Here is a 25,323-nt window from a genome sequence, read left to right on the forward strand (position 1 = left end):
GGTTCGTGCTCGGGACCGCTGTGACACGGCCCTGGGCCTTCTCTATTCGGATCGTGGCGGGCCCGGCAGGATCCGAAAGAGACGGCCTGGTCCGGCGCGTCAGTCGAACGTCTCGACGTACTCCTCGCAGGGCCCGAGGTCGGGCGCGTCCACGAGGTCGACGCGGTGGCCGAAGTGGTCGAGTTCGAGGACCGTCAGGATGTTGTCCCCCGTGCGCAGCAGCGGACGGGGAACGTAGAGGGTCGTCTGCGGGCCCACGTCCCAGTAGCGGCCGAGCAGGGTGTCGTTGACCCAGACGAAGCCCTTGCCGAAGCCGGGCAGGTGCAGGAAGGTGTCGGCGGGCTCCTCGACCCGCAGGCGCGCGGTGGCGATGCCGCGGCCGTCGGAGGGCTCGGCGGCCGTGCCGGCGCGCGTGAGGTCCTCGGCGGTCCATTCGTCGAGCGGCAGGGGGTGCATGGACCATCCGTGGACGAGCCGCCGCTCCACGCGGACCCCGCCCAGGATGCCTTTGCCCTGTCCGAGCAGCGGGCCGTAGTTGATGCGCCCCTGGTTCTCCACCAGCAGTTCGAGCCGGATCGGCGCGCCCGTGCCGGTGACGCCGAAGGACGCCGTCGGCCGGTCCAGGACGGTGACGAGGGTGCCGTCGACGAAGACTTGTGCGCGGTCGTGGAGGCCGGTGACCGTCACCTCGTGGGTGCCGGGCGGTACGACCGGGTGCGCGGTGTAGAGCACGAGGCCGGAGGTTTGTCCGAGTTCCTCGAAACCGAGCGGGTTGGCGGCGTGCACGGGGGTCGACACCGACCTCAGCGCGTCCAGCAGCGCGGACCCGCGGTGTACGGAGAGGGTGGCGGGCTCCAGCAGGAGCGGGTCGTCCGGCGGCTCGGGGACGGGGCGGGTGCTGTGGGGGGCGAGCTTGTCGCGCAGCGCGTGGAACTTGGGGGTGAGCGCGCCGTGCTCGGCCACGGGGGCGTCGGAGTCGTAGCTGGTGATGGTCGGCTGGAGGGCCGTGCCGTCGTGGTTCGCGCCGGCCCACAGCCCGAAGTTGGTGCCGCCGTGCGCCATGTACAGGCTCAGCGACCCGCCTAGGGCCAGGACGTCGTCGACGTCGTCGGCGGCGCTCGACGGGGAACGGACGTGGTGCGTCTCGCCCCAGTGGTCGAACCAGCCGTTCCAGAACTCGGCGCAGAGGAAGGGCTCGCCGGCGCGCCGCGAGCGCAGCAGCCCGGCGGCCTGGTCCGGGCGTGAGCCGAACGTGGCGGCCGCCAGTTCGCCGGGAAGGGTGCCGCCGTCGAGCATCAGCGGTGTGGGCCCGTCCGCCGTGAACAGCAGCTCGCGGACGCCGCGTGCCAGCAGGGCGTCGCGCAGCCAGCGCATGTAGGTGTGGTCGTCGCCGTAGCTGCCGTACTCGTTCTCGATCTGCACGGCCACGACCGGGCCGTCCTGCGCCGCCTGGTGGGCGGCGACGAGCGGGATCAGCACGTCGAACCAGCGTCCGACCTCGTCGAGGAACTCGCGGTGGCTGCTCCTGGGCCGCATGCCGGGGCGTCCGGTCAGCCAGGCGGGCAGGCCGCCGTTGTCCCATTCGGCGCAGATGTACGGGCCGGGGCGGACGATGACGTCCAGGCCGGCTTCCTCGGCGAGCCGCAGGAACCGGGGCAGGTCACGCCAGCCGTCGAAGCGGACGTCACCGCGTCTGCGCTCGTGGAAGTTCCACGGCACGTAGGTGTCCACGGTGTTCAGGCCGAGTGCGGCGACGCGCTGGAGGCGGTCGGCCCACTGCTCGGGGTGGACGCGGAAGTAGTGCAGGGAGCCGGACAGGATCCGGTGGGGCCGCCTGTGACGCAGGAAGGTGCCGTCGTCGGCCCAGCTCAGAACGGGCTGCGTGACCAGCGCGTCGGCGACGGGGGTGCGGTGGGCGGTGCCGGCGGTGCGGACGGACTCGGCGGTGAGGGCAGGAGGGGTCACTTGACGGCTCCGGCGGTCGTGCCCGCGCGCCGCGGGCGCCGCGGCGCGAGGCCCGGGGAGTCCTCGTGGCCCCTCGGCCCTCCGCGCAATGTTATCGATGCCTTTTCGGGGGCCGATCCGGTGGCCGAGCCCGCGCGCGAGCCCGAACCCGCGCAGTCACGGGCCGCAGAAACGAGGCCGGGAGCCCCCGCCGCTCCCGCGAGGGGGATGAATCTACGCTTCACAGCTCCTCCTGAGTGCCGCGGCAGGCAGCGGAGACGTCCTGCACGGGGGCCGCGTATCCGGCCGCGTACACCGGCGGCGTCGTCCGTCCGGCGTGCTGATTGCCGAAACTATGGCAGAGAATGTTATCGATGCCAATAGTCGGTGGGAGGCGGCGTCCGGCCAGGCAAAACTGCACGTGGGTCGTCATGTGAGCGATACCATTGACCAGGTCGGACAGGAGAAAAGGGACCCCATGGCGAAGAGCGGTGACACCAACGGCGGAGCGCGCCCCCCGGGCATGCTGGACGTCGCCCGGGTCGCCGGCGTGTCCGCCCAGACCGTCTCGCGCGCCCTCGCCGGGCACCCCAACGTGCAGGAGAAGACGCGCGCCAAGGTCCTGGCCGCGGTCGACCAGCTCGGCTACCGCCGCAACAACGCCGCCCGGATGCTCTCGTCGGGCAGGAGCCGGACCATCGGCGTCGTCACCCTCCAGACGAGCTTCTACTCCAGGGCCGCTGTCACGTCCGGCATCGAGAAGGCCGCCCACGAGGCCGGCTACGCCGTCAGCGCCGCCACCACCGCCTCGCTGGACACCTCCGCCATCGAGAACGCGCTCTCCCGGCTCGCCGACCAGGACGTCGAAGGGATCATCCTCTCGGTGCCCCTCATCCACACCAGCAGCAGGATCGAGCAGCTGACCCGCACCACGCCCACCGTCACCATCGACGGCTCGCGCACCGACGCGACCGAGGTCCTCGCCATCGACCAGGTCCAGGCCGCCCGCATCGCCACCCAGCACCTGCTGGACCTCGGACACGACACGGTGTGGCACATCGCCGGCCCCGCGGAGTGGCTGGAATCGGCCCACCGCCGCGACGGGTGGCGATCCGCCCTCGAAAGCGCGGGCCGTGCCGTTCCGCCACCGCTGGAAGGGGACTGGTCACCCGCCTCCGGCTACCGCAACGGCCTGGTGCTCGCACGGATCCCGGACGCCACCGCCATCTTCGTCGCGAGCGACGAGATGGCCTTCGGGGTGATCAGGGCCCTGCACGAAGTGGGCCGGCGCGTACCGGACGACATCTCGGTCGTCGGATTCGACGACATCGAGCTCGCCGAGTACTGCTCGCCCTCCCTCACCACCATCGCCCAGCCGTTCCAGCACATGGGAGCCCTCGCGGTGACCCACCTGCTCCGCCAGATCGACGCCCCCGGCGCCGTCCCCGAGCCGCGCTCGGTCGAACCACGGCTCGTCGTCCGCTCCAGCACGACGACCGCACCCGGTCGTTGAGCCCTGGCGCGAGGCGCCCGACCCGACAATGAGCGGCCGGGTACGTCGCTGGCCCGACCGTGGCCGCCACACGCGCCGGGCACCCGCCCGTCCCGCGGCGCCCCGGCGGCCCGTGGCGGGCCGGCCGCCGCATCAGCCCGGGAGCTCAGCTCCTCGCGTGCTGGTGGAGGGTGGCTGCCAGGAGATGGGAGTCGAGCAGGGAGACGTCCGCCGTCCTGTCCGCCCGTGCGTAGCCGGCCAGCATCCGCTTGGTCAGGACGAGTGCTTCGGGCGAGCGTCGCACGAGGGGCCTGGTCCAGGAATCGATCACCCCGTCCAGCTGGTCGAGCGGAGCCGTCCGGTGGAGCAGACCGATGCGGTGGGCCGTATCGGCGTCGAAGACGTCGCAGGTGAGCATGAGCTCGCGAATCCTGGAGGTGCCGGCCTCGGAGACCAGGCGTCCCATCGCCCCGCCCCACGCCGGCGGTAGCCCGATGCCGACCTCCGGCATGCGGAAGCGGCTGGTGTCGGCACCGGCGCGCAGATCGCAGAAGGAGGCGAGGGCCAGACCCGCGCCGACGACCCGCCCGTGCAGCCGGGCGATGGTGACCGCGTGGGTGTTCTCCAGGGCCTGGCACAGGCGGTGCGCCTTGTCGGCCATGCGCCGCAGGCCCGCTCCGGACGGATCGGCGGCCATTGCCTCCTGGTACTCGGTGCGGTCGGCGCCCAGGCAGAAGTCCGTACCCAGTGACGACAACGTCAGGATCCGGACGTCGGGTCTCTCGTGGAGGTCGTCGAGCAGGGTGGTGAGGTCGTCGAGGACCGCGGAGTCCAACGTGTCGTCCTGCCCCCAGGGGTTGAGGCGGACATGCAGTACGGGGCCGTCCTGCTCGGTGCGTATCGCCTTGGGGGCGGTCCGGGCGTGTGCGGGGGCGGGGATCGATTCGGTCATGCGAGTGCTACGTCCAGGTTCAGCAAGCGCCGGAACGCCACACGGGGCGCCATCGACGGGGGGCGTACGAGGGTGAGGCGGGGGAGGCGCCGGATCAGTTGGCGGAGAAGGGTCTGGGCTTCGAGGCGGGCCAGCGGCGCGCCGAGGCAGTAGTGGATGCCGCCGCTGAACGCGAGGTGGTCGGGCGTGCGTCCGGGGTCGAACCGGTCCGGGTCGATGTGTCTGGCCGGGTCCCGGTGCGCCGCTCCGATCATGAGGTGGACCATCTCGTCGCGGCGGATCTCGATGCCTCCCAGCACGGAGTCCTGCGATGCGACCCTGCTGATCACGTGGGTGGGCGGGTCGTAGCGGAGCGTCTCCTCCACGAACCCGGGGACGAGCCCCGGGTTGTCGGCGACCATGTCCCAGCGCTCCGGGCTCTCGACGAGCCGGAGCGTCATCGTCGAGAGGAGGGTCCCGGTGGTTTCCAGGGCGGCCAGCAGGACGAAGAGCACCAGGAAGTAGACCGCTTCGTCGGCCTTGTCCTGGTCGGGCTCGATCGCGTCCCACGTCTGGATCCACCGGGTGACGGGGTCGTCGCCGGGGTGGGAGCGCCGATCGCGCACCAGGTCCGTGAAATAGGTGCGGAGTTCGGCCGTGGCCGCGTCGGACAGTGCCAATTGGCTGGCCGACGGCAGCAGCTCCTGGGTGAAGACCTGATCATGGGTCAAGTCCCGGAGTCTGGGCCGGTCGGCCTGCGGCAGTCCGAGCCAGTCGCCTATGGTGGCCACCGGCAGCTCCTCGCAGACGAGCTCCGAGAAGTCGGCCTCGCCGGTGCGTATTCGCTCGGTGAAGGCGTCGAGGAGCTGATCCGCGGTCCGGTTCACCGTGCGGCCGATGCGCTCCACGGTGGCTCGGTCGAAGGTGCCCGCCGCCCGTCGCACTCTGGTGTGGTCCGGGGGGTTGAGCGCGGCCAGCGTGTTGCTCATCTCGCGCGAGGAGGGCGCGTTCCAGCGTGTCCCGGGCCCTTGGCGCTCCCGCCATTCCCTGTCGGGCTCCAGCCATTGGCGGCTGCGCAGAACCTGGTCGCAGGCGGCGAAGCCCGTTACGGCGAACCCGCCCCAGGGGGCGGGTACCACCTCGCCGCCCGAGAGGAGTTCGGCGTAGATCGGGAAGGGGTCGGCCTGCCCTCCGGCTGTCCGCAGACGGGAGAAGAGGGAGGCGGACGCCCGGCGGTCGTACGACGGAGTTGTGGCAACCCCCATGACGGCGGCTCCTTTCTGAGAACCAGCCGCCATGCATACCCGCATGATCGTTAAAGCATCCACTACCACTGGGTACGCTGGGGGTTACTAAAATCACACTTGCCTCACTCGCCCCTGGTCCACGCCAGGAAGCGGCTGAACAAGCCGCCCTTGGGCTGCGGCGCGACACCGGCGCTCGTGCGCGAGGGTCCGCCGTCGGAGGGTGAGGAGGCGGCTGTCTGCTGCGGGGGCATCTGCCCCGCGTTCGGTCCGGCCGACCGGGCTGCCTGCGGAACGGTCCTCGGGGTGAAGCGGATCGGGAGGGTGACCAGCGTGCGGCTCCACGGACTCGGTGCCCAGGTCAGCGACTTGAACGGGACGCGCAGCTCGACGTCGAGGAGCTGGTTGAGCAGTGCCTCGACCGCGGTCACGGCGATCATGAAAGCCGGGTCCTTGGCGGGGCAGGCGTGCGGGCCGGCTCCGAACGCCAAGTGCGCCTTGGCACTCAGCTGTTCGCGGTGTTCGGTCAGCTTCGGGTCGGTGTTGGCCGCGGCGAACGAGATGAGGACCGGGTCGTTGGTCCGGACCACCCTTCCGCCGAGCTCGACGTCGTGCGTCGGGTAGTGGGCCGCGTAATTGGAGATCGGCGCGTAGTTCCAGAGGGTCTGGGAGACCGCGTCCTCGACCGGGAGGCCGACCTGCCAGTCCTCTCCGAGGTACAAGGCGCTACTGGTGCCGATGGCCGCGGCCAGCGGCGCGGTGCCGCCGGAGAGCAGGGTGACCAGCTGGTGCAGCACCTCCTCGTCGCTCAGCTGGGCCGAGTGCTCCATCAGGCGCGTCGTCAGGTCGTCCGTCGGGCGGCGCCGCTTGAGGGCGATCAGCTCGGTGAGCGCCCCGCCGAGTACCTCGTCGGCCCCTGGCGTTCCCTCGAAGATTCCGCTGATCCCGGCGATCACGCGGTCACCGATCTCGGGCGGGCAGCCGAACAGTTCGCTGAAGACCAGCAGGGGCAGCGGCTGGGCGTACTCGGCCATCAGCTCCGCCTGGCCGCGGATGTCGGTACTGAACTGACTGATCAGGTAGTTGGCGGACTGCTGCGTCTGCCTGATGAGCTGGTGCTCGTTGACCGTGGCGAGACTGTCGGTAACGGCCCGACGCAGTCGGGCGTGCGCCGCACCGTCGCTGAAGAGCGCGTTGGGGCGGTAGCCCATCATGGGCAGTGCCGGGCTGTCGGCCGGGACGCGCCCTTCGTTGAGGGCGTTCCAGCGGCGGGAGTCGCGCACGAAGGAGGCGGGGTTCTGCAGGACGTACAGGGCGGCGTCGTAGCTCGTGACGAGCTCGACCTGGACATCGGGGGCGATGTCCACGGGCGCACTGAGACCGAAGGCACGCAGCTGTGCGTAGTGGCTGTCGGGGTCCGCTCCGAACGAGGGGCCGTACATCTGGACGTTCCCGTGCGCGGGGCAGCCGGGGGGTATCTCCTGCGGTTCACGTGGCTGTTGCATTCCTGCGCTCCTAGCCGAGTTGGGACATGAGGTGTTTCACGAGGGTGATGAGGGACCGCGCCGAGGAGTTCTCGTCCCGTACGTCGCACTCCACGACAGGGGTCTCGGCGGTGAGGTTCAGGGCCTCGCGCACCTCGTCGAGCGGGTAGTGCGTGGTGCCCTCGAAGTGGTTCACGGCAATGGCGTACGTCAAGCCGAAACGTTCGACGAGGTCCAGGACGGGGAAGGACTCGTGCAGCCGCTCCGGGTCGACGAGGACCAGCGCGCCCAGAGCGCCCCGGGAGAGCTCCTCCCACATCTCCTTGAAGCGCTCCTGGCCGGGCGTTCCGAAGAGGTAGAGCACCAGGGTGTCGCTCAGGGTGAGCCGGCCGAAGTCCATGGCGACGGTGGTGGTCTTCTTGTGGGGCGTGCCCGACAGGTCATCGAAGCCCACGCTGGCTTCGGTGATCTCTTCCTCGGTCCGTAGGGGCTCGATCTCGGAGAGACTGCCGATGCAGGTGGTCTTGCCGACCCCGAAGTGCCCCACTATGAGGATCTTCACCGCGTGGGAGACGTCTGGATCCAGGTACACGCGTTACGCTCCGAATCGATTCTTCAGGCCCTCGAGCACGGCGCTGACCAGTTCTCTGTCGACACGTTCGGCGCGCGGTATCGGTGTCCTCGCGAGGATGAGACGCTCCTCCTCCAACTGCGCCAGCAGGATGCGGACGATGCCCAGGGGCAGGTGCGTGTGCCCTGCCACCTCGGCCACGGACAGGAAGCCGTTCGCGACCAGGTCCATGACCTGCCCCGCTTCCGGGGACAGCGTGCGCGCCGCGACCTGGTCGCTCTCCGCCGCCGCCGTCACGAGCGTCGTGTGCTCGTACTCGTGGGCCGGGGGCAGCGCCCGTCCGTTCGTGATCACGAAGAGGGGGACTAACGGAGACGTCAGTTCCAGCTCTTCCTCCTGTTCGAACCCATCAGACATGGCCTGTCCCCTTCCCCGGTGTCGCCGCCGCGGTCAGTCCGGGAACCACCTCGTGCAGACGCGTGGTGAACTGTTCTATGTCGCAGTCGTGTTCGGCGGCGGCGGCCAGGAAGGCATCGGGTCCGGCCGCCATGAGGAAGATCCATCCGTGCTGGAACTCGATGACCGTCTGACGCCATTGCGGGTCCTCGGTGACCCCCGCGAACTGGGAGGTGACCCGGCTGTAGGCGTGGATGCCCGTCATGGCCGCGGAGATCGTATCCGCGAGGTCGCGGCTCATCCCGTTGGTCGCCCCGCGGGGAAGGCCGTCCGATCCCAGCAGCACGGCGTGGCGGGCACCCTTGACCTCGGACATCACCCGGTCGAGCTCGCCGAGGACGAACCCCGTGTCACCGTAGTTCTGCTGCCGGGAGGCGCTCTCCCGCGGACCTCCGGCGTCCTCGGCGCTCACTCGCGGAGGCGAGGTGAGGTTGTTGCCCAGCCGGGCGACGAGGCGGTGCATGCGGAAGGAGATCTGCTGCATGTCCACATCGGGCGCTGCCGCGGCGGCGAGGTAGGAGCCCTGCCCCGCCCCGATCAGGAAGCTCCAGCCGTGCGAGAACTCGATGATGGTCTGGTTCCACTGCCGGTCCTCCTCCGGTCCGGCGAAGTGGGCCGTCGCCCGGCTGAGCGACTGCATCCCGGCCATGGCCGCGGAGATGGTGCGCACATCCTTCTCGGCCAGGCCCTGGGTCGCGCCGCGAGGAAGGCCGTCCGCGGACAGCAGGACGGCATGCCGTGCGCGGGGCACGTTGTGCACGATGTCCTCGAGCATCCACGACAGGTCTGCGGTCATGCCTCTTCGGGCCCTTCGAACGAGGTGGCGTCAAGGTTGCGGCCGGAGAGCGTGCCGCGCTGGAAGGCCCCCAGGCTGCGCCCGGAAGCGCGGCCTGTCTCCCGCGGGGTCCGTGGCGCCGGCGTGGTGGTGTCGGGATCGGGGACGCTCGCGATGGGCGCCTGGCGTTCGCCGCGCTTGGGCAGACCGTGCATCGTGCGCGACGTCGCGCTCGGGGGCCGGCTCTCGGTGGCACGCCGGATGTCGCTGACCGGAGCCTCCTGGGCGGGCGGTATCTCCTCCATGGTCCACAGCTCCTCGGGCAAGAGGACGACGGCCCTGACGCCGCCGTATCGGGAGACTCCGGTGACGTCGACCTTGAAACCGTGCTGACGCGCGATCAGGCCGATGACCGGGAAGCCGAACTTCGGCTGAGTCCCGAGCTGCGACAGGCGGGGGGCGACTTCCCCGGAGAGCAGCGCGGTCGCCCGCTGCCGCTCTTCGTCGTTCATGCTGACACCGGCGTCGTCGATGACGATGCACAGGCTGTTCTGGACGCGCTGGAACGTCACCTCGATCGGCGCGTCGTGCTGCGAGAAGCTGGCAGCGTTGTCGAGCAGCTCCGCCACGGCGAGTGCGACGGGCGCGACCGCGGACGCCTTCAGGGCGAGGCTGGTCTGCTGCATGATGGCGACCCGGTGGAAGTTGCGGATCTGGCCCTGGGCACTGCGCACCACGTCGTAGACGCTGGCGGGCCTGTTGCGACGGCCGAGCGGCGCACCGCACATGACGGCGATGCCCTGAGCCTTGCGCGCCATCTGGGCGTTGGCGTGGTTGACGTCCAACAGATCGCTGAGGACGGCGTGTCCGCCGTACTTGCGCTGGATGCCGTCCAGAAGCGTCGTCTGCTCGGCCGCGAGGCTCTGCAGGAGGCTGGCGGCACCCTTGAGGACGGCTTTGGTGTTCTCCTCCGCCGCTTCCTTGGCCTCGCGGAGCGTGGCTTCCTGCTCGTTGCGGAACCTCTGCAGCTCCGCGCGCGACGAGTGCAGGTAGCTGTCTGTCGTGAGCAGCTGGTGTCTCAGTTCGGCCTCGGTGTGCTCCTTCTTCGCCCCCAGCGCTCTGTTGCGGGCGACGAGTGCCATGACCGCGACAACGGCTATCGCCGCCACCGCAACCAAGCACCACACAAGTGCGTCTCGATTCATGGAAACCTTTCCCGGCGCATGGCATGCGGACGGCTGCAGATACACCTCGCGAGGCCCCGCAACACAGCTGATCGGCGCGGTTCACCTGCTGTTACGCGGAGAACACGACGCCGATCACACATCGGCATCTGCGTCAAAACGGATCAAGATCACAGATGCCGGGATGCTATCACCGGATCTTCACCTCATCGGACGCCTGCTGTGGCGCCCCACACGCCCAACCCGGCTGCCACGAGCACGGGTTGACATGGTCATTCGACCCCGCGTCCGCCGTCGGCCGCCCCTCCCGTCACCGATCTGTTAAGCAGTTCTTCACAAGAGGAGCGGGAATCCCTCACATTCACCTGAGCCTCCGTCAAGCGGAGTCGGGACGAGCCTCGTCGGCGGGTGGCGGCGCCCGGTTCACCGGTGCCGGGCGCGTGTTGGGTTTTGCCCCGTTATCGGGAGGGTTTCGAGCGGGACGCGGTCGAGCCGGTGCGTTCGAGCGTCCGGACGGTCGGTTCGGCGGGACCGGACCGTCGTCCCGGCCCTGATCGGGTAGTGCGCTGTGGTGCCAAGGGCGCGTCGCCGCCGAGTCGTTCTCCGGGCCCCTGCTGCCGCAGCTCGCCGTAGATCCGTGATCAAGAGCCCCGTACGGCCGACCAGCCCTGGGCGACGAAGGCCGCCCAGTGCGCACCCGTGACGGTGTCCATCACCTGCGTCCGCGCGAGCCGCAGGGCTCCGACCGGGTCGGCCGTCGCCAGGTTCTCGTAGAACCTCCTCGCAGTGAGGGCCGCGATGGAATCGGGCACCTTCCACGCCGCGCCGATGACGACTCGTGCCCCGGCCTGGAGGAAGACCGTCGACAGGTTCGGGGCGTCTTCGAGGGTGCTGTCCTGCGACCCGGACTCACATGACGAGAGGAACACCAGGCTGGGCGCGTGTTCGCCGCACGCCTCCTCCAGCTCCGGAACAGACAGCAGCCCGTCCGAGAGGAGCAGTCCCGATAGGTCGGGTCGACCCGGGACCATCCTGCTGTGCCCGGCGAAATGGAAAAGGTCGACCTCCCTCACAATGCGCAGGAGTGCGCGTTTGCTGACGGGCCGCGACGTATCGGTCAGCACGATCTTGTCCGGCACCGACAGCACCGAGAAGGCGTGCCGGCACTCCTGGATGTGCTGTCGGAGCGTGCCGCTCGGGTCGCACGCAACGAAGGCCGACTTGCGCAACGGGGGATCCGGCGTGCCCGCGACCTGAGCGAGGAAAGCCGCGTTCGGGACTCCGACCAACTCGAACGCCCTACCCAAAGGCTCACCGCCGGGAGGACCCGGCATGGCATGCCAGGGCAAGTGACGCAGATCCCGTGAGGCGATCGCGACACGGCTGATGCCCGCCAGATCGATGTCGTTCAGGAGCGGGGTGAGGAAGCGCGAGCCGATCCAGGACATCTGGTAGTGGAACTGCTCTTCCAGAGCGGGGGTGGGCGCCGGAATCAGGATGCCGTGTTCATCGACTCCTCCGCCTGTGCCGACTGCGAGGGAACGCAGCGGCAGCCTGTGGCGACCGTCCTGGACAGTGAGCCGGCCGTCCCGGTTGCGCAGGACGAAACACCCCAGCTCCTGTTCCCCGCTGACGTATACCTGGAGAAGGACGACTTCGGCCGGAAGGCTTCTCTCGAGCCCGCTGAGAACATCGTCACGCAGAGGTGTCACACCCCGGCTCTCGGTCAGCGTTCTGCTGGTGTGGCGTTCCACCGCCCACCACCTGTCCTCCTCCGGAGCATCGAGCCGCTCCAGCACGGTGCCCAACAGCCCGTAGACGGTGGCGAAGCTCCGGGTCAGTTCTGCCCGGTAGCGGGAGGCTGCGCCGAGTCGGCGGAATTCCTCGATCGCGCAAACCGCTTCCTCGAGCAGATTCCGTGCCCCAGCCGCATCCCCGCAATCGAGATGGGCCCGACCGGCGTTGTAGAGAGCCAGGATGAGCAGCCGGGACGGGCCTTTGCTCCTGAGGTAGTGCACCGCCTCGAGCGCGGTTGCCTTGGCCGCCTCGAGATCGACGGTCCTGAGCGCAACCGCCGCGTTGGACAAGCTGCTCGCCTGCACGGCCGGATCGGCCGCGAGCGGCGCGAGCTGCTGGATCCGCCGGGCGAGCCGCACTGCCTCCGCCGTATTCGCCGCGCCTTCTTCGCCGTGTGTCTCGATGAGACAGCCCAAGAGGTTCCCCAGGGTCCGCAGTTCACGATCGCGGTTGCCAAGGCACTCCCTGAGTACGAGGGCCTTCCGGTAGCAGTCGGCTGCTGCAAGCCGGTTGCACTGTGGGTTCTCCAGGTCTCCCGCCTTCTGGAAGACGAGGCCCAGCGAGTTGAGCAGGGTGGCTTCCAAGAAGTCGGAGTCGGCGTGCGGCTCAGTGCGCAGCGCTGTCAACCCCCTCTCGAAAACGGTTCTGGCTTCCCGCAACCGGGGCAGCCCGACATCGGCGTAGTCGGAGAGGGCGTTTCCCAGGGTGATCGCGGCCTCGGGCAGGACGTCCCGGAAGCCGTGCCGTTGCGCAAGGCTCATGGCCTGGCGCCCTTCCTCGATGGCGGCTTCGATGCGGGCCGCTTCATCGCCGCCGTGGCTCTCCTTGAGGACGGTGGCTGCCGCAAGGCTCACACGCACCTCCATGCGCGGCAGCCCTTCGGCGATGGTGCGCGCCTCCCGCAGGACCGCCAGTGACTCCCGCAGGCTGTCCGAGGGCACACCGCCTATGTCCCTGGCGATGCAGCCGGCCAGGTTCACTCTGCTCCTGACCATGAGCTCCGGAGTGCCGAGCAGGTCTGCCGCGCGAACCGCCCTCCGGAGAAGCGGTTCCCTGTGGGGAAGAGGTTGCCCCTGGGGCGTATGGCTGGGGACATGGGAATCCGTGAACTCGCCGATGAGCTCGTCCGGTGAAGGGCACGCCTGCCGCAGGCGCCTGTAGCGCTCTCGTACCTGGCGGTTTGCGGGACCCAGCCAGGCCGGAGGCTCGTCCGGCGCCGATCCGATTCCCGGTGTCACGGGAGGTCCGAACATCTCGCGCAGCGCTTCCTCATCGGGAAACGATCCGTCGGCGCCCGGTTGCCGGGCCAGTGCGAAGAGCCGGGCTGCCGCGACCTCTCGCGTGTGCCTGGTCTTGAGGTCGATGCGCTGCCCGTTGTTCAGGAGATCTGGCGGCAAGGGGTAGGACCACAACATGCCGTAGCAGTCGTACTCTCGGGCCAGAGCCCCCATCAAAGGCAACTGCTGCGCGAACAGTTCACACTCGGGGAGCGCCCGAAGACGCAGGTCGTGCGCGAGAGTCATGGCTCCGGTGGCGTCGCCCTTCCGTATCCGGATCACGATCTGCGTGGCGAGAAGCAGCGCTTCGACCTCGGCCACGACCTCCTGCGGGCCGGTCACCCGGATGTGCTCGAAGAGCGTGAGCCACTCAGGTAGTTCGGATTCGAGAAGCGCGAAGCACGGCCCTTCCATGAGGAACCGGCGAAACGCTTCGGGGTGCCGGTCGATGCGGTGCTGACCGGCACGTAGCAGTCCGAGGGCGGTCAGGTGTTCTCCTGCAGCGATCCGTGCGCAGAGGAGATGGAAGTAACGATCATCGGCGAAACCGTGTTCACCCGCCGCCTCGAAGAGCGGTACGGCCTCGGCGAAGTGTTCCGCCGCCTCCTGGTGCCGGCCGAGATCATCCGTCAGCAGGTTTCCCAGATTCCCGTGCAGCGCGGCCGTGATCCGTGCGATGTCCGGCTCTCGTGGATCACGCTCACGCAGATCCCGGAGGGCCTTCTCGTACGTTTGCCGCGCCTCCTCCCCCTGCTTGCGCCTGCGGTGCAGGCTCCCCAGAGTGATCGAGATGTTGGCGGCGCGGGCGAGATTGCCCTGTCGCAGGTCCGAATCGATCGCCGAGCTGAGCATCTCGAAGGCCCGCTCGGGGTCTGTGCCGGAGATGAGAGTGGCGTAGAAGATCAGTGCATCTTCACGCTCGCTACGCGTCTCGAGATCCTCAGGGCGCCTCAGGATCTCACCGAAGTGCAGCAGCGCCTCGGCCTCGTCACCGAGAAGCGTGGCCGTAAGCCCGAGAGCCAACCCCAGGGCGCCCCGTAGCCGCGCTTCACCATGGCCTTGGCTGTCCAGGAGATGCACCGCCGTGACGGCGATGCGATGGCAGCCCGCGGGGTCGGAGCGCTGGTGTGTTCCAACCCACCTGACAGCCACCCGTATTTCATCGAGTTGCCGCTCGGGAGACAACGATGTGAATGCGCCGTTGTCCGGCCATGCTCCTTGCCCGATGGCTTCCCAGTCCATCGACCCCACCCAGCCCTCCTTGTTCAGCAGGACCCGCTCCGAGATGCGGCGGACCGGTCAGGGCGTCGTGCCTCTTCTTGACGAGCAGGCAGTGTGTGCTCCTTCCTTCTGGTCCACGACGGGACTTACGCACTGTTTTCCGTCTGTCTTTGCTTCTTTCGGACCGAACAGGGTCAGCCCGGTGGCCAGAGCCATTGCCGTGAGAGCTGTGATCATCAGCACGCCGGCGATCTTGATCCTGCGTATGGCGTCCCGGGCGTTCAGCCGGTCCTCACGCAGCATCCGTTCGTGCAGGCCGACGGACGCACCCACCGGCGTCGCCCGCGCGGACCACCCGAATGCCGCGACCATCGCGTGGAAGGCCGAAAGGACCACGGCGACCAAGGCGGCGAAGACCGCTCCGGCAGCGCTCCACCTGACCCAGGGGACCAGGCTGTCGAGGGAGTCGCGGCCTTTCAGCACCACCACGGTCCCGAACAGAGCGGCCAGGGCGAGCAGCCCGTCGCGCCATCTGCCCGCCTGCTCGCGGACCCGCTGGAGTTCTGTCGCCTGGAGCGCCCGGACCCGGTCCGCGGCCTCAAGATCCTGTGGCGAGGGGGCCGGTCCGCCCGAGATGCCGGTCACGGCCGGATTTCCACCGTCCAGGAACGGCCGCAGCCGAACCTGTTCTCTCCGTGGGCAGCTGGGTCGGTGCACCGGCACCGAACCGCTACCGAGGTCACCTCGGCGTCCGGCTCCAGCCGAGTGACGTCCACGCCGCGGATGACATCGTCGAGCCAGGTCTCGTGGACCGTGTGGCCGCACACGGGGCAGGGACCCTCCAAGTACCAGCCGGGGGGATCCTCGATCCGCCTGGCGGACCATCCGGTCAGGTCGGGACGGTCGAGCCTGACATCACTCCATGGCACGGACATCACAAAGACCCCCCCCGCGAGACGAGCTGGTTCAACAGCTTTGCCGACCAGTCCGCGTCAGACAAGGGATATGGGCAGATCGTCAGCCCCCGGCACCCCACTCCGACCAGCACCTCTGCGTACGCCATGGATCTCGCGCGTCTTCTCTCCGCGGGCGAGGTCCAGGCGCACGGACCGGCCGACCTCTCACCCGCTGTGCCGGAAGCCCTTGCCGGTGCGGTCGAGGGGGTCCTGCGGGAGGTCGAGGAAGCGGGCGCGCAGTGCGTCCCAAGCGGCGAGGCGGGTGAAATCGGGGGTCTCGCGGATCTCCTGGCGGTCGGTGAGGAAGGGGCTGGGCAGCAGGACGGTCATCATCTGTTCGTCACGGCCGTTGAACAGGCGCGCCCCCCAGCTGACGGGCGCGCCGTCCGAGCCGAGTGTGCGGTAGAGCTCGGCGCGGGAGCAGCGGCGGATGCGGCCGAGTTCGGGGCCGGAGGCGGTGTGCTCGCCGATGCACAGGTGGAAGTGCCAGGCGCCGAAGTCGACGGTGGTGTAGCCGTCGTTCATGGTGATGGCGGTTGGCGCGCAGGGGGCGCCGACCTCCCATGCGGCGCCTTCGATGATGGGCCCGAAGTGGATGTGCTGCCAGTGGTCGGTGAAGACGGTGGTGATCAGGTCGAGGAGCGTGGCCTCATCGGTGGGCAGGGTCCAGACATTCTGGGTACCGCCGCCCGGAGTTTCGACGACCGCGGGTTCGGTGGTGGTCATGGGTTGGTCTCCTGGTGGTTGAGGACGCAATCGCCGCAGGTGCCCGCGCCGGGCACGCGGTAGTAGAGGCAGCAGCTTCGGCGGCGGAAGGAGATCGTTCCGTCGTGCCTGGAGCCGCACGCGCCGGCGTCGGCCAGCGGCGGGCGGCGCAGTAGCTCGCGGACGACCGGGACGACAGGGACCGCCCGGTGCGGGGAGCGCGGGAGGCGGGCAAGCAGCACGCGGTGCGCTCCGATGAGCGCCGAGGCTGCGTTGCCGCGCAAGGTGTGCGGGGACACTCCGGATACGCGCCGCACGGCGTCGGCCCAGGGCGCCAGGTTCTGGGTGGCGACCGTGTGGTGCAGGGCCGTGACCGGGTCCTGGGGCAGTTCTCGTATGTCGGGCAGCCACAGGTCGATCGGGCCGGAGGACGCCGGGTGCCACCACAGCCGGTCGGGCCCCAGGTCGGGGACACGGCCGGTGAGCGCCGTGCAGGCGAGGGCGACCGACCAGAGCCGGGAGGCGGTGCCCAGGTGCAGGGTGGAGGCGGCCACCCGCGGCTGATCGGTCCCGAGCCGCCCGGCCACGGTGCGTACGGAGTTCTCCAGCGCGCCGGGGTCCGCGTACAGGTCGGCCATCGGCCGGAATCCACCGGCATCAGGCCGGGACCCGGTGGTCACGGCGAAGTACGGTCCGATGGCGCAAACGCGCGCCAGGACCTCAGGAGTTATCAAACTCACCACGCGCGCACCGTCCGGGCCAGCTCGTGGAAACTGCCGGTATGCACCACCTGTCTGTCCGGCCCCCGCAGGGTCAGCCCGCCCTCCTCGTCGGCGCTCACCTGCCCCTTGTCACCCCGTCCGCTCTGCGTGACGGTCAGCCCCTCCCGGGCCAGGGCGCGTTCGAGCAACGGGAACAGGGCGGGCGGCGCGTCCACGGCCACGGTCGCGCGCGTGGTCCGGCGCAGACCGAAGCTGCCCGAGACCGGGTCGAAAGCCAGGTGTTCGGCGTCGAAGGCGCCGGCTACGGCGCCGCTGTGGATCAGGTCCTCGGGAGCCCCGGCGTGCACACGGGAGTCGCGGTCGACCAGCCAGACGGCGTCGGCGACCCGCAGGGCCAGCTCCAGATCATGGGTGCTGACCACCACCGTCAGGCCCTTGTCCCGGGCGAGGTCACGGAGCAGCACCGTCAGGGCCACGCGCGAGGGCACATCGAGGAACGCGGTCGGCTCGTCGAGCAGGACGACCTCGGGCTCCTGGGCGAGGGCCCGGGCGGTCAGCACGCGCTGGCGTTCGCCGTCGGACAGCTCGGCGGCCGGCCGGTCGGCGAGATGCCCCGCGCCGACCGCCTCCAGCGACCACTGCACGACAGCGTGGTCGACGGTGGTGAGGCGGCCGGTGAATCCGGTGTGGGGGTGGCGGCCCAGCCCGACCAGTTCCCGCGCCGACAGCAGTCCGGGGTCGGCGCGGTCGGTCAGGACGACGGCGAGGCGGCGTGCCAGGACCGCCGGCGACTCGTGCGCGAGGCTGACGCCGCCCACACGTACGTGGCCGGAGAGCGGGGGAAGGAGCCCGCACAAGGTGCGCAACAGGGTGGACTTGCCCGCCCCGTTGGGGCCGAGCAGTACGGTGAGTTCACCGGCCCGGGCTTCGAGGTCGAGCCCCGTCAGCACGGCCCGCCTGCTGCCGCGCCCTCTCAGGGACCGGGTGCGGTAACCGACGGCGAGTCCTTCGGTGGCCAGGCCGTGCGCAGGGCCTTCGTCGGTCGTCCCGCGAGCGGTCCGCGGGGGCGGAGCGGCTGCGGCTTCCACCGCGTCCGGCAGACCCGTTGTGCCTGTCACGAGGTCACTCCTTGTATGCCGCGGCGGCTGCGGATCAGGAACGCGATGACCACCGGGGCTCCGAACAGCGAGGTGATCGCGTTCAGCGGCAGCACGGAGTCCATTCCGGGCGGCTGGCTCAGCAGCGCGCACGCCAGGGCGAGGAACGCGCCCGCGAGCATCGACGCCGGAATCAGCGCGCGGTGGTCGGACGTCCCGAGGGCCACCCGCGTCAGATGCGGAACGGCGAGCCCGAGGAAGGCGACCGGGCCGCAGAAGGCCGTCGCCGCGCCCGCCAGCAGGGAGGTGCCGAGCAGCGCGAGATCGCGGCTGCGCCGTACGTTCAGCCCCATGGTGCGGGCGTAGTCCTCACCGAGCAGCAGCGCGTTCAGGCGCTTGGCGGTCAGCAGGGCAGCCAGCAGACCCCCGCCGATCACGGGCAGCATCACCTTGAGGTCGGGCCAGGTCGTGGCGCTGAAACTGCCCAGACCCCACATGACGAACTGCTGGGCGCGTTCGGGTTGGGCGTACACCAGCATCACGCTGACCGCCGCCGTGGCTGCCGAGCCGATCATGACGCCGATGACGAGCAGGGTGACGGCCGACCGCACCCACCGTGAGAGCAGCAGTACGAGTGCGAGCACGCAGCCGGCGCCGAGGGACGCGGCCAGCACCACGCCCAGGCGTCCCAGCCCGGCCAGGTTCCCGGTGAAGCTGCCGGCCACCCCGCCGGTACCGACCACGACCGCGGCGACGCCCATGCTGGCGCCCGAACTCACTCCGAGGGAGAACGGGTCGGCCAGCGCGTTGCGGAACAGCGTCTGCATCTGTACGCCGGCCACGGCGAGGGCGGCTCCGACGACAGTGGCGGTCAGCGCGCGCGGCAACCGGACCTCCTCGACGATCACGGCCCACCTCGGGTCGGCACTGGTACCGCCGAACAGGACGCGTAGCACCTCCGCGAGGGGCACCTGGTGCGAGCCGGTCGTGATGGTGAGCACGAACAGCGCGGCTGTGCCGGCCGCGAGCGCGCCGACGACTGCGAGGCGTCTGCGCCGTCCGGGCTGCGGCGCGTCCGGAGTCTCGTCCGGGGCGCGGGCCGGCGTGGCGGCCGCGGTGACGATCGTCCGGGTCGTCACGCCTTGGGGACCTTGGTGTAGAAGGTGAAGGCGTGGCCCTCGGCCCGGTCGGGGTGGAGCAGGGCGAAGAGGTCGGCGAGGACCAGGTCCGGGCGCAGCACACCGCGTTCGAAGTAGTCGTTGCCGCCGCCGGGGCCCAGGGCCTTGGTGTTCGTCCAGACCTCACCGGCGGTGACGGCCTTTCAGCTCGCCGTACCGGCTGTCGGCCTTCACCGCGTCGGCGGTGGTCTTCCACTGCTGGCCGACCAGCCAAACGGGTGCCTCGCCGTCCTTGGCGTACACGGCCTCGAAGTTCAGCTGGAGATTGCCGGTGCCGGGCTCGTCCGCCCACGGGTAGGTGCCGCCGGCATCCTTGATCAGCTTGCCGGCGTAACTACCGCCGGGGGCCATGTTCCAGGTGCCCTGGTACATGGTGCCGGGCAGCACCTGGACGGGCTTGCCCGCCTTGACCGTCTCGGCGGCCTTGGCGGCGACCTTCTGGTAGTCGCCCTCGATGGTGTCGAAGACCTCGCCCGCGCGCTTCTCCGCCCCGGTGAGCGCAGCCATCGCCTTGACCCACTCGGCGCGGCCGAGCGGGCTCGATTCCAGCCACTCGGCGTTGGCGACGACGGCGATGCCGGCCTGGCGCAGCTTGGGGTACTGGGGATCGTCGGTGCCCTGGGTCATCAGCACGTCAGGCTTGGCGCCGATGACCGTCTCGGCGTTGAGGGTGCGGTCCTTGGCGTACTCGATGACCTCGCCCGCCTTCACCCGTTCGATCACCTCGGCCGAGCTGATGTTGGAGGCGTTTGCCACACCGGTCAGCACGTCCAGGGTGCCGGTCTCGGTCAGCAGCGGCAGGTGTGTGGTCGAGGCGGAGTGCAGGCTTTTGACGGGGGTGGTGATCTGCGGGGCACCCGCGAGGTCGCCGGTCAGCTTCGGCTTGGGGGCACCGCACTTGACCAGCACGTACGACTCGGGCTTGCCCTTGGGGTACGGCTCGTTGACGGTGAGGACCTGGTAGCTCTTCTCGTACCGGAGAGTGAAGTTCTCGGCGTGCTTCACCGCCGACTTGGCCGGGAAGTAGTCCTTGCCCGGGTCGAAATCGGTGATGCAGCCGTCACCCGCCGCCGCGGCCTTGGAGTCGGCGGGCCGGTCCGCGCCGCCGTCACCGCACGCGGTGAGTGCGAGCGCGAGGGCGAGGAACGCGGCCGCGGCGGCCGGACGGCGGCTGGGCATGGCTGGTCGTACGGACAAGGTGACTCCTGGTGACATGCGTAGAGAAACGCGCACCGGGAACCGGCGCGCGTGATGCGGCTGTACGGGAGGGGAACTCCGTGGCGGGAGAAGGCTCTTCAGAGTCCGACGGAGCGGGACCGGGAATCAGGCCGGTCCGGTCGGCTCCCATGGGCAGCCGACAGCGCAAAGCTCACACAAGTACGCAGGCACACGAGTGCCACCGCCTCTCCTGGGGAAATCCGCCCCGTACATCGAGGTGCGACGGCGTGAGTCTCCTGACTCGGGATCAACGCTTCTCCGGCCTTCCCGTCCCTTTACGGGCGGTGGCCATGGCGGAGTCACTCCCCCTACACAGTGGCGGTACCGTGCCGGAATCTCACCGGCTTCCTCGTTCCGCCGTCGCTTGACGGACCGAAGCATCCCAGAAGCCGATACGTCGACGCCAGTCCCACAACTGTGCGACGAACCACAACAGGGTGCGTTTCGACGAGAGTCGGCTGCATTCCGAAATGCCGGCGCGACCTGGGCCTCGACGAGGAGAGTCGTCGCCCTCAACGCGCTGACCTTTTCCGCTGGTGAGGCGGCCCTTCGTTGGGTCGGGTGTGGTGACGCGCCGTTTCGGAGGGTCTCGGGGCGAGTGTGCCTGCGTCGCGACCTTGCGCGTTCGCTCCCGTGACACTGCGCGGATCTCGTCCTTGACCGGTTGTGCGCCGTCGTGCCAACCCCTGGGCGCCGGAGGTCAACGCGGTCGGTCGGGTGGCTCGTAGCTTGAAGAAGTGCCGAGCCGCGGACGCGGGGGGCACGTTACCGATTGCTTCGAGAGGACCCCTCATGTTCGACATCACCAAGGTGCAGGCCGCCCCGAGCGGGGACCTGCTCACGCCCGACAACGCGGTCATGGTCTTCGTGGACCACCAGCCGCAGATGTTCTTCGGCACCGGCAGCGGCGACCGTGCCGCGATCATCAACAGCACCGTGGGTCTCGCCAAGGCGGCTCAGGCTTTCGACGTTCCGACCGTTCTGACCACGGTGGCCGCCGAGTCGTTCTCCGGGCCCCTGCTGCCGCAGCTTGCCGAGGTGTTCCCCAAGAACGAGATCATCGACCGCACCACCATGAACGCGTGGGAAGACGAAGCGCTCGTGGCGGCGGTCAAGGCGACCGGGCGCAAGAAGATCATCCTGTCGGGTCTGTGGACCGAGGTCTGCCTGGTGCTGCCCGCGCTCTCGGCGCTTGAGCAGGGTTACGAGGTGTACGTCGTGACCGACGCCTCCGGTGGCGTCAGCCCGGCCGCCCACGAGCACGCGCTGCAGCGGATGATCGCCGCCGGCGCCGTCCCGGTGACCTGGGTCCAGGTCCTCCTGGAGCTGCAGCGCGACTGGGCGCGTCAGGAGACGTACGGCGCGGTCATGGAGATCGTCAAGGCTCACGGGGGTGCGTACGGCCTGGGCGTCGTGTACGCGCAGAGCGTCATCGGCGCGCACGCGGCCGGCTGACCCCTGTGGACACCGGCATTCTGATCCTGCGTCTGCTGGTGGGACTGCTCGTCGCCGGCCACGGTGTGCAGAAGATCAGCTCGCACCTGGGCGGCAAGGGACTGGAGGGCGGTACGGAGGAGTTCCGCGCCGACGGCTTCCGCGGCGGTGCCCTCACCGCCCTGGCGGCGGGCGGTGGTCAGATCGGATCGGGCCTGCTGCTCGCGGTCGGCCTCCTGACCCCGCTCGCCGCGACCGGCGCCATCGGGGTCATGACGGTCGCGCTCACCGTGAAGCGCCGCCACGGGCTCTGGGTGCAGAACGACGGGTACGAGTACCCGCTCGTCCTCATCGGGACCGCCGCCGCCCTCGCCGCCACCGGCCCCGGCGCCTGGTCCCTCGACGCGGCCCTCGGCCTCACGCCGTACCCGCTGTGGTGGGCCGCCCTCGCGCTCGTGGCCGGTCTCGGCAGCGGACTCCTCACCCGGCTCGTCCTGCACCGGACCGCCGCCCCGGCGATCGCCGAGCGCTGAGCGCGAGCCGCGCAGGCCGGGTCCGGCCGCCCGCGTACCCCCCCCGACCGGGCGGCCGGGCCCTTCCCACCTTCTCTCCCGAACAGGAGCACTCGATGGACACCCTCACGACCCCGCACGGCGGCGGCCAGCCGCTGCTGCACCAGAAGGGCGCCGAGACCCAGGCGTTCGGCACGCTCAAGCAGTTGCCGATCGGCCTCGGCCACGACACCCGCATGTACGCCTGCCAGCGGCTGAACCGCGTTCTCGCTGACACGCAGATCCTCTACTCCCTCTACAAGAAGCACCACTGGCTCATGCGCGGGGCGACCTTCTACTCGCTCCACCTGATGCTGGACAAGCACGCGGAGGTTCAACTGGCCATCGTGGACGCGCTGGCCGAGCGGATCCAGAGCCTCGGCGGCGTTGCCGTCGGAGACCCGCGTCACGTCGCGGAGCTGACGTCGATCCCCCGGCCGCCGGACGGCGTCGAGCCGGTGCCCGTCATGCTGTCGCGGCTCCTCGACGCGCACGAGCGGATCCTGATCGACGCCCGGGACGCCGCCGCGCGGCTCTCCGGGGAGGGCGACGAGGGCAGCGCCGACCTGCTCGTCTCCGATGTCATTCGAACCGGTGAGGCGCAGGTGTGGTTCCTGGCCGAGCACCTCGTGGACACCCCTCTGGTGCGCGGCTGATGCACACGTACGACGTCGTCGTGGTCGGCGGCGGTCCGGCCGGCGAGGTCGTCGCAGACCGGACCGTCAGGTCGGGGCTGACCGTCGTCGTCGTCGAGGCCGGGGCGGTCGGCGGCGAGTGCTCCTACCGTGCCTGCGTGCCGAGCAAGGCCCTGCTGCGACCAGGCGCCGCCCGGGCGGAGGCCCGCTCGGTCGAGGGGGCCCGGCAGACGGTCACGGCGGCACTCGACCCGGCGCGCGTCCTGGCCCGCCGTGACCGTTTCACCGGGCGCGGTGACGACACCGGCCAGGCCGACTGGCTCGACGGTGCGGGCATCGCGCTCGTACGGGGGCACGGACGGCTCGCCGGTGAGCGCCGGGTGGAGGTGACGGGGGCCGACGGCACGGTCCGTACCCTGCGGGCCCGGCGCGCGGTCGTGGTGTGCACCGGCACGGAACCCGCCCTTCCGCCAGTCGAGGGGCTCGACCGGATCGGTGCGTGGACCAGCCGGCAGGCCACCACGGCCGACGCGGTGCCCGAGCGGCTCGTCGTCATCGGCGGGGGAGTGGTGGCTTGCGAGATGGCCACCGCCTGGCGCACGCTCGGCTCCTCCGTCACCCTGCTGGTCCGCGACCAGGCCCTGCTGACCGGCTGGGAGCCGTGCGTCGGCGCAGAGGTCGCCCGGGGTCTGGGCGATCTGGGCGTCACGATCCGCTTCGGGGTGTCGGCCGTCCGGCTCGCCCGTGACGAGGACACCCGCACGGTGACCGTGGACACGGACGACGGCACCGCCCTCGTCTGCGACGAGGTCCTGGTCGCCGTCGGCCGGCGCCCGCGCACGGCTGACCTCGGCCTGGAGGCCGTCGGACTGCCGGCCGGCGGCTGGCTCCCGGCCGACGACACCTGCCGCGTCACCGAGCACGCAGGCGACTGGCTCTACGCCGTCGGCGACGTGAACCACCGTGCGCCGCTGACCCACATGGCCAAGTACCAGGCCCGCGCCTGCGCGGCGGCGATCGCCGAGCGAGCCGCGGGCCGCCCCACCGACACCGGAGGCGGGCAGCCCTGGAGTGCGGAAGCCGACCGCTTGGCCGTCCCCCAGGCCGTCTTCACCCACCCCGAGATCGCGAGCGTCGGTCTCACCGAACGCGCGGCACGCGAAGCGGGGATCGCCGTACGCGCGGTGGAGTACCGGATCGACGACGTCGCCGGTGCCGCGCTCCACGCGGACGACTACCGCGGCCTCGCCAAGCTCGTCGTCGACGAGACCCGAGGAGTCATCGTCGGCTGCACGCTCACCGGCCCCCTGGCGACCGAACTCATCCACACGGCAACGGTCGCCATCGTGGGAGAAGTCCCGCTCGAACGCCTGTGGCACGCCGTGCCCGCCTTCCCGACGGTCAGCGAGATCTGGCTACGGCTCCTGGAGGCGTACGGCCTCTGAGGCGAGGCCCCGCCCGACCGCGCTCGGCCCAATCGGTGCACCCCCCCGCCCGCCCGGCGCACCCCCACCCGCCCGCCCGAGCGCACCCGAATGCTTCACCACCCGACAAGGAACCCCCCATGCATCCCAAGAGGCGCACCCTCGCCCTCGCTCTGCCGGCCATGCTGGCCGCCGTGATGGGCGCCGCACCCGCCGCACCTGCCGCACCCGCGAGCGTCCCGGCCGCCGCCGGCGCCGACCGGCACGGTCCCAAGCCCACGATCGTCCTGGTCCACGGGGCGTTCGCCGACGCCTCCAGCTGGAGCGGCACGATCAGGCGGCTGCAGCGCGCCGGCTACCCCGTCCTGGCCCCCGCCAACCCGCTGCGCGGTCTCGCCGCGGACACCGCCTACCTGCGCAGCGTGCTGGCCGCCGTCGAGGGACCCGTCGTCCTCGTCGGCCACTCCTACGGCGGCGCCGTCATCAGTGGCGCCGCGCTGGGGGACCTCCGTGTGAAGGCCCTCGTCTACATCGCCGCGTTCACCCCGGACAAGGGCGAGAGCGCGGCCGAGCTCGCCGCCATGTTCCCCGGCTCCACCCTCGGCGACACCGTGAACCCGCGGTCGTACCCGCTGCCCGGAGGTGGCACCGGCACCGAACTCGTCATCGAACGGGCCAAGTTCCACCGGCAGTTCGCCGCCGACGTCCCCGCCGCCGACGCGGCTGTCATGGCCGTGACCCAGCGCCCGGTCGCCACCGCCGCGCTGGAGGAGAAGGCCGGGGAAGCGGCCTGGAAGACGATCCCTTCCTGGGCGCTGATCGTCACCGCCGACAAGAACATCCCGCCGGCCGCCGAACGGTGGATGGCCCGGCGCGCCGGCTCGCACATCACCGAAGTGGACGCGTCGCACGCCGTGGCCGTCTCCCGTCCGGCCGTGGTCGTCGACGTGATCCTCGACGCCGTACGGGCGACCCGCTGAGCCCCCGACCTGCGCCCTCTCGTACATCCCCAGAAGGAGAACCCCTC

Annotated in this window: 21 protein-coding genes and 1 riboswitch; of the genes, 6 read left to right on the forward strand and 15 right to left on the reverse strand. The window is 70.3% G+C overall.

What is annotated here, in order from left to right:
* Positions 1–99: 99 nt before the first annotated feature.
* Positions 100–1,890, reverse strand: coding sequence for a glycoside hydrolase family 35 protein (locus ACFWBY_RS30960; protein WP_385336066.1), 1,791 nt, complete (start codon positions 1,888–1,890; stop codon positions 100–102).
* Between the two features lie 532 nt (positions 1,891–2,422).
* Here ACFWBY_RS30960 and ACFWBY_RS30965 point away from each other — a divergent pair.
* Complete coding sequence (locus ACFWBY_RS30965; RefSeq protein ID WP_385336059.1) at positions 2,423–3,457, forward strand: LacI family DNA-binding transcriptional regulator; 1,035 nt, start codon at positions 2,423–2,425, stop codon at positions 3,455–3,457.
* Positions 3,458–3,602: 145 nt separating this feature from the next.
* On the opposite strand, the gene ACFWBY_RS30970 is transcribed toward ACFWBY_RS30965, so the two are convergent.
* From ACFWBY_RS30970 to ACFWBY_RS31035, 14 genes are all read right to left on the reverse strand, one after another.
* A complete protein-coding gene (locus ACFWBY_RS30970) occupies positions 3,603–4,388 on the reverse strand; it encodes an enoyl-CoA hydratase/isomerase family protein (RefSeq protein ID WP_385336057.1) in 786 nt (261 codons plus the stop codon).
* Entirely contained in the window at positions 4,385–5,632 is a 1,248-nt protein-coding gene (locus ACFWBY_RS30975) for a cytochrome P450 (protein WP_385336055.1), read from the reverse strand. Before ACFWBY_RS30975 ends, ACFWBY_RS30970 begins: the two co-directional genes overlap by 4 nt.
* A gap of 104 nt (positions 5,633–5,736) precedes the next feature.
* A complete protein-coding gene (locus ACFWBY_RS30980) occupies positions 5,737–7,116 on the reverse strand; it encodes a cytochrome P450 (protein WP_385336053.1) in 1,380 nt (459 codons plus the stop codon).
* A gap of 10 nt (positions 7,117–7,126) precedes the next feature.
* Positions 7,127–7,687 (reverse strand): ATP/GTP-binding protein, encoded by a 561-nt coding sequence (locus ACFWBY_RS30985; RefSeq protein WP_385336051.1) that lies wholly within the window; start codon positions 7,685–7,687, stop codon positions 7,127–7,129.
* A 3-nt stretch (positions 7,688–7,690) separates the two neighbouring features.
* Positions 7,691–8,083, reverse strand: coding sequence for a DUF742 domain-containing protein (locus tag ACFWBY_RS30990; protein ID WP_385336049.1), 393 nt, complete (start codon positions 8,081–8,083; stop codon positions 7,691–7,693).
* Positions 8,076–8,918: a roadblock/LC7 domain-containing protein gene (locus ACFWBY_RS30995; RefSeq protein WP_385336047.1), complete on the reverse strand. Its 843-nt coding sequence runs from the start codon at positions 8,916–8,918 to the stop codon at positions 8,076–8,078. The genes ACFWBY_RS30990 and ACFWBY_RS30995 overlap by 8 nt, the downstream gene beginning before the upstream one ends.
* Positions 8,915–10,039 carry an ATP-binding protein gene (locus ACFWBY_RS31000; RefSeq protein WP_385336045.1) on the reverse strand — a complete coding sequence of 375 codons (1,125 nt, stop codon included), beginning with the start codon at positions 10,037–10,039 and terminating at the stop codon, positions 8,915–8,917. The genes ACFWBY_RS30995 and ACFWBY_RS31000 overlap by 4 nt, the downstream gene beginning before the upstream one ends.
* Before the next feature lie 683 nt (positions 10,040–10,722).
* Complete coding sequence (locus ACFWBY_RS31005) at positions 10,723–14,397, reverse strand: CHAT domain-containing protein (protein ID WP_385336064.1); 3,675 nt, start codon at positions 14,395–14,397, stop codon at positions 10,723–10,725.
* A gap of 57 nt (positions 14,398–14,454) precedes the next feature.
* Positions 14,455–15,021: a hypothetical protein gene (locus ACFWBY_RS31010; RefSeq protein ID WP_385336043.1), complete on the reverse strand. Its 567-nt coding sequence runs from the start codon at positions 15,019–15,021 to the stop codon at positions 14,455–14,457.
* A gap of 476 nt (positions 15,022–15,497) precedes the next feature.
* The gene (locus tag ACFWBY_RS31015) at positions 15,498–16,058 is read right to left on the reverse strand and encodes a hypothetical protein (protein ID WP_385336041.1); all 561 of its coding nucleotides are present in this window, start codon (positions 16,056–16,058) and stop codon (positions 15,498–15,500) included.
* Positions 16,055–16,675, reverse strand: coding sequence for a (2Fe-2S)-binding protein (locus ACFWBY_RS31020; RefSeq protein ID WP_385336039.1), 621 nt, complete (start codon positions 16,673–16,675; stop codon positions 16,055–16,057). The genes ACFWBY_RS31015 and ACFWBY_RS31020 overlap by 4 nt, the downstream gene beginning before the upstream one ends.
* Positions 16,676–16,773: 98 nt before the next feature.
* Positions 16,774–17,877 carry an ABC transporter ATP-binding protein gene (locus ACFWBY_RS31025; RefSeq protein WP_385336037.1) on the reverse strand — a complete coding sequence of 368 codons (1,104 nt, stop codon included), beginning with the start codon at positions 17,875–17,877 and terminating at the stop codon, positions 16,774–16,776.
* Positions 17,874–18,995 carry a FecCD family ABC transporter permease gene (locus tag ACFWBY_RS31030; RefSeq protein WP_385336035.1) on the reverse strand — a complete coding sequence of 374 codons (1,122 nt, stop codon included), beginning with the start codon at positions 18,993–18,995 and terminating at the stop codon, positions 17,874–17,876. Before ACFWBY_RS31030 ends, ACFWBY_RS31025 begins: the two co-directional genes overlap by 4 nt.
* A 162-nt stretch (positions 18,996–19,157) precedes the next feature.
* Positions 19,158–20,231: an ABC transporter substrate-binding protein gene (locus ACFWBY_RS31035; RefSeq protein ID WP_385336033.1), complete on the reverse strand. Its 1,074-nt coding sequence runs from the start codon at positions 20,229–20,231 to the stop codon at positions 19,158–19,160.
* A 227-nt stretch (positions 20,232–20,458) separates the two neighbouring features.
* Positions 20,459–20,644, reverse strand: a riboswitch (cobalamin riboswitch).
* A gap of 400 nt (positions 20,645–21,044) precedes the next feature.
* Between ACFWBY_RS31035 and ACFWBY_RS31040 the strand changes: the two genes are divergently transcribed.
* The 5 genes from ACFWBY_RS31040 to ACFWBY_RS31060 all read left to right on the forward strand — a co-directional run bounded on the left by ACFWBY_RS31040 (position 21,045) and on the right by ACFWBY_RS31060 (position 25,276).
* A complete protein-coding gene (locus ACFWBY_RS31040; protein ID WP_385336031.1) occupies positions 21,045–21,707 on the forward strand; it encodes a hydrolase in 663 nt (220 codons plus the stop codon).
* A 5-nt stretch (positions 21,708–21,712) separates the two neighbouring features.
* The gene (locus ACFWBY_RS31045; RefSeq protein ID WP_385336029.1) at positions 21,713–22,219 is read left to right on the forward strand and encodes a DoxX family protein; all 507 of its coding nucleotides are present in this window, start codon (positions 21,713–21,715) and stop codon (positions 22,217–22,219) included.
* Between the two features lie 95 nt (positions 22,220–22,314).
* The gene (locus ACFWBY_RS31050; RefSeq protein ID WP_385336027.1) at positions 22,315–22,893 is read left to right on the forward strand and encodes a Dps family protein; all 579 of its coding nucleotides are present in this window, start codon (positions 22,315–22,317) and stop codon (positions 22,891–22,893) included.
* The gene (locus tag ACFWBY_RS31055) at positions 22,893–24,317 is read left to right on the forward strand and encodes a dihydrolipoyl dehydrogenase family protein (RefSeq protein WP_385336025.1); all 1,425 of its coding nucleotides are present in this window, start codon (positions 22,893–22,895) and stop codon (positions 24,315–24,317) included. The genes ACFWBY_RS31050 and ACFWBY_RS31055 overlap by 1 nt, the downstream gene beginning before the upstream one ends.
* A 119-nt stretch (positions 24,318–24,436) precedes the next feature.
* Complete coding sequence (locus tag ACFWBY_RS31060) at positions 24,437–25,276, forward strand: alpha/beta fold hydrolase (RefSeq protein WP_385336023.1); 840 nt, start codon at positions 24,437–24,439, stop codon at positions 25,274–25,276.
* The last annotated feature ends 47 nt before the right edge of the window (positions 25,277–25,323 follow it).

It is taken from the genome of Streptomyces sp. NPDC060049, from assembly GCF_042736715.1.
Taxonomy (GTDB): Bacteria; Actinomycetota; Actinomycetes; order Streptomycetales; family Streptomycetaceae; genus Streptomyces.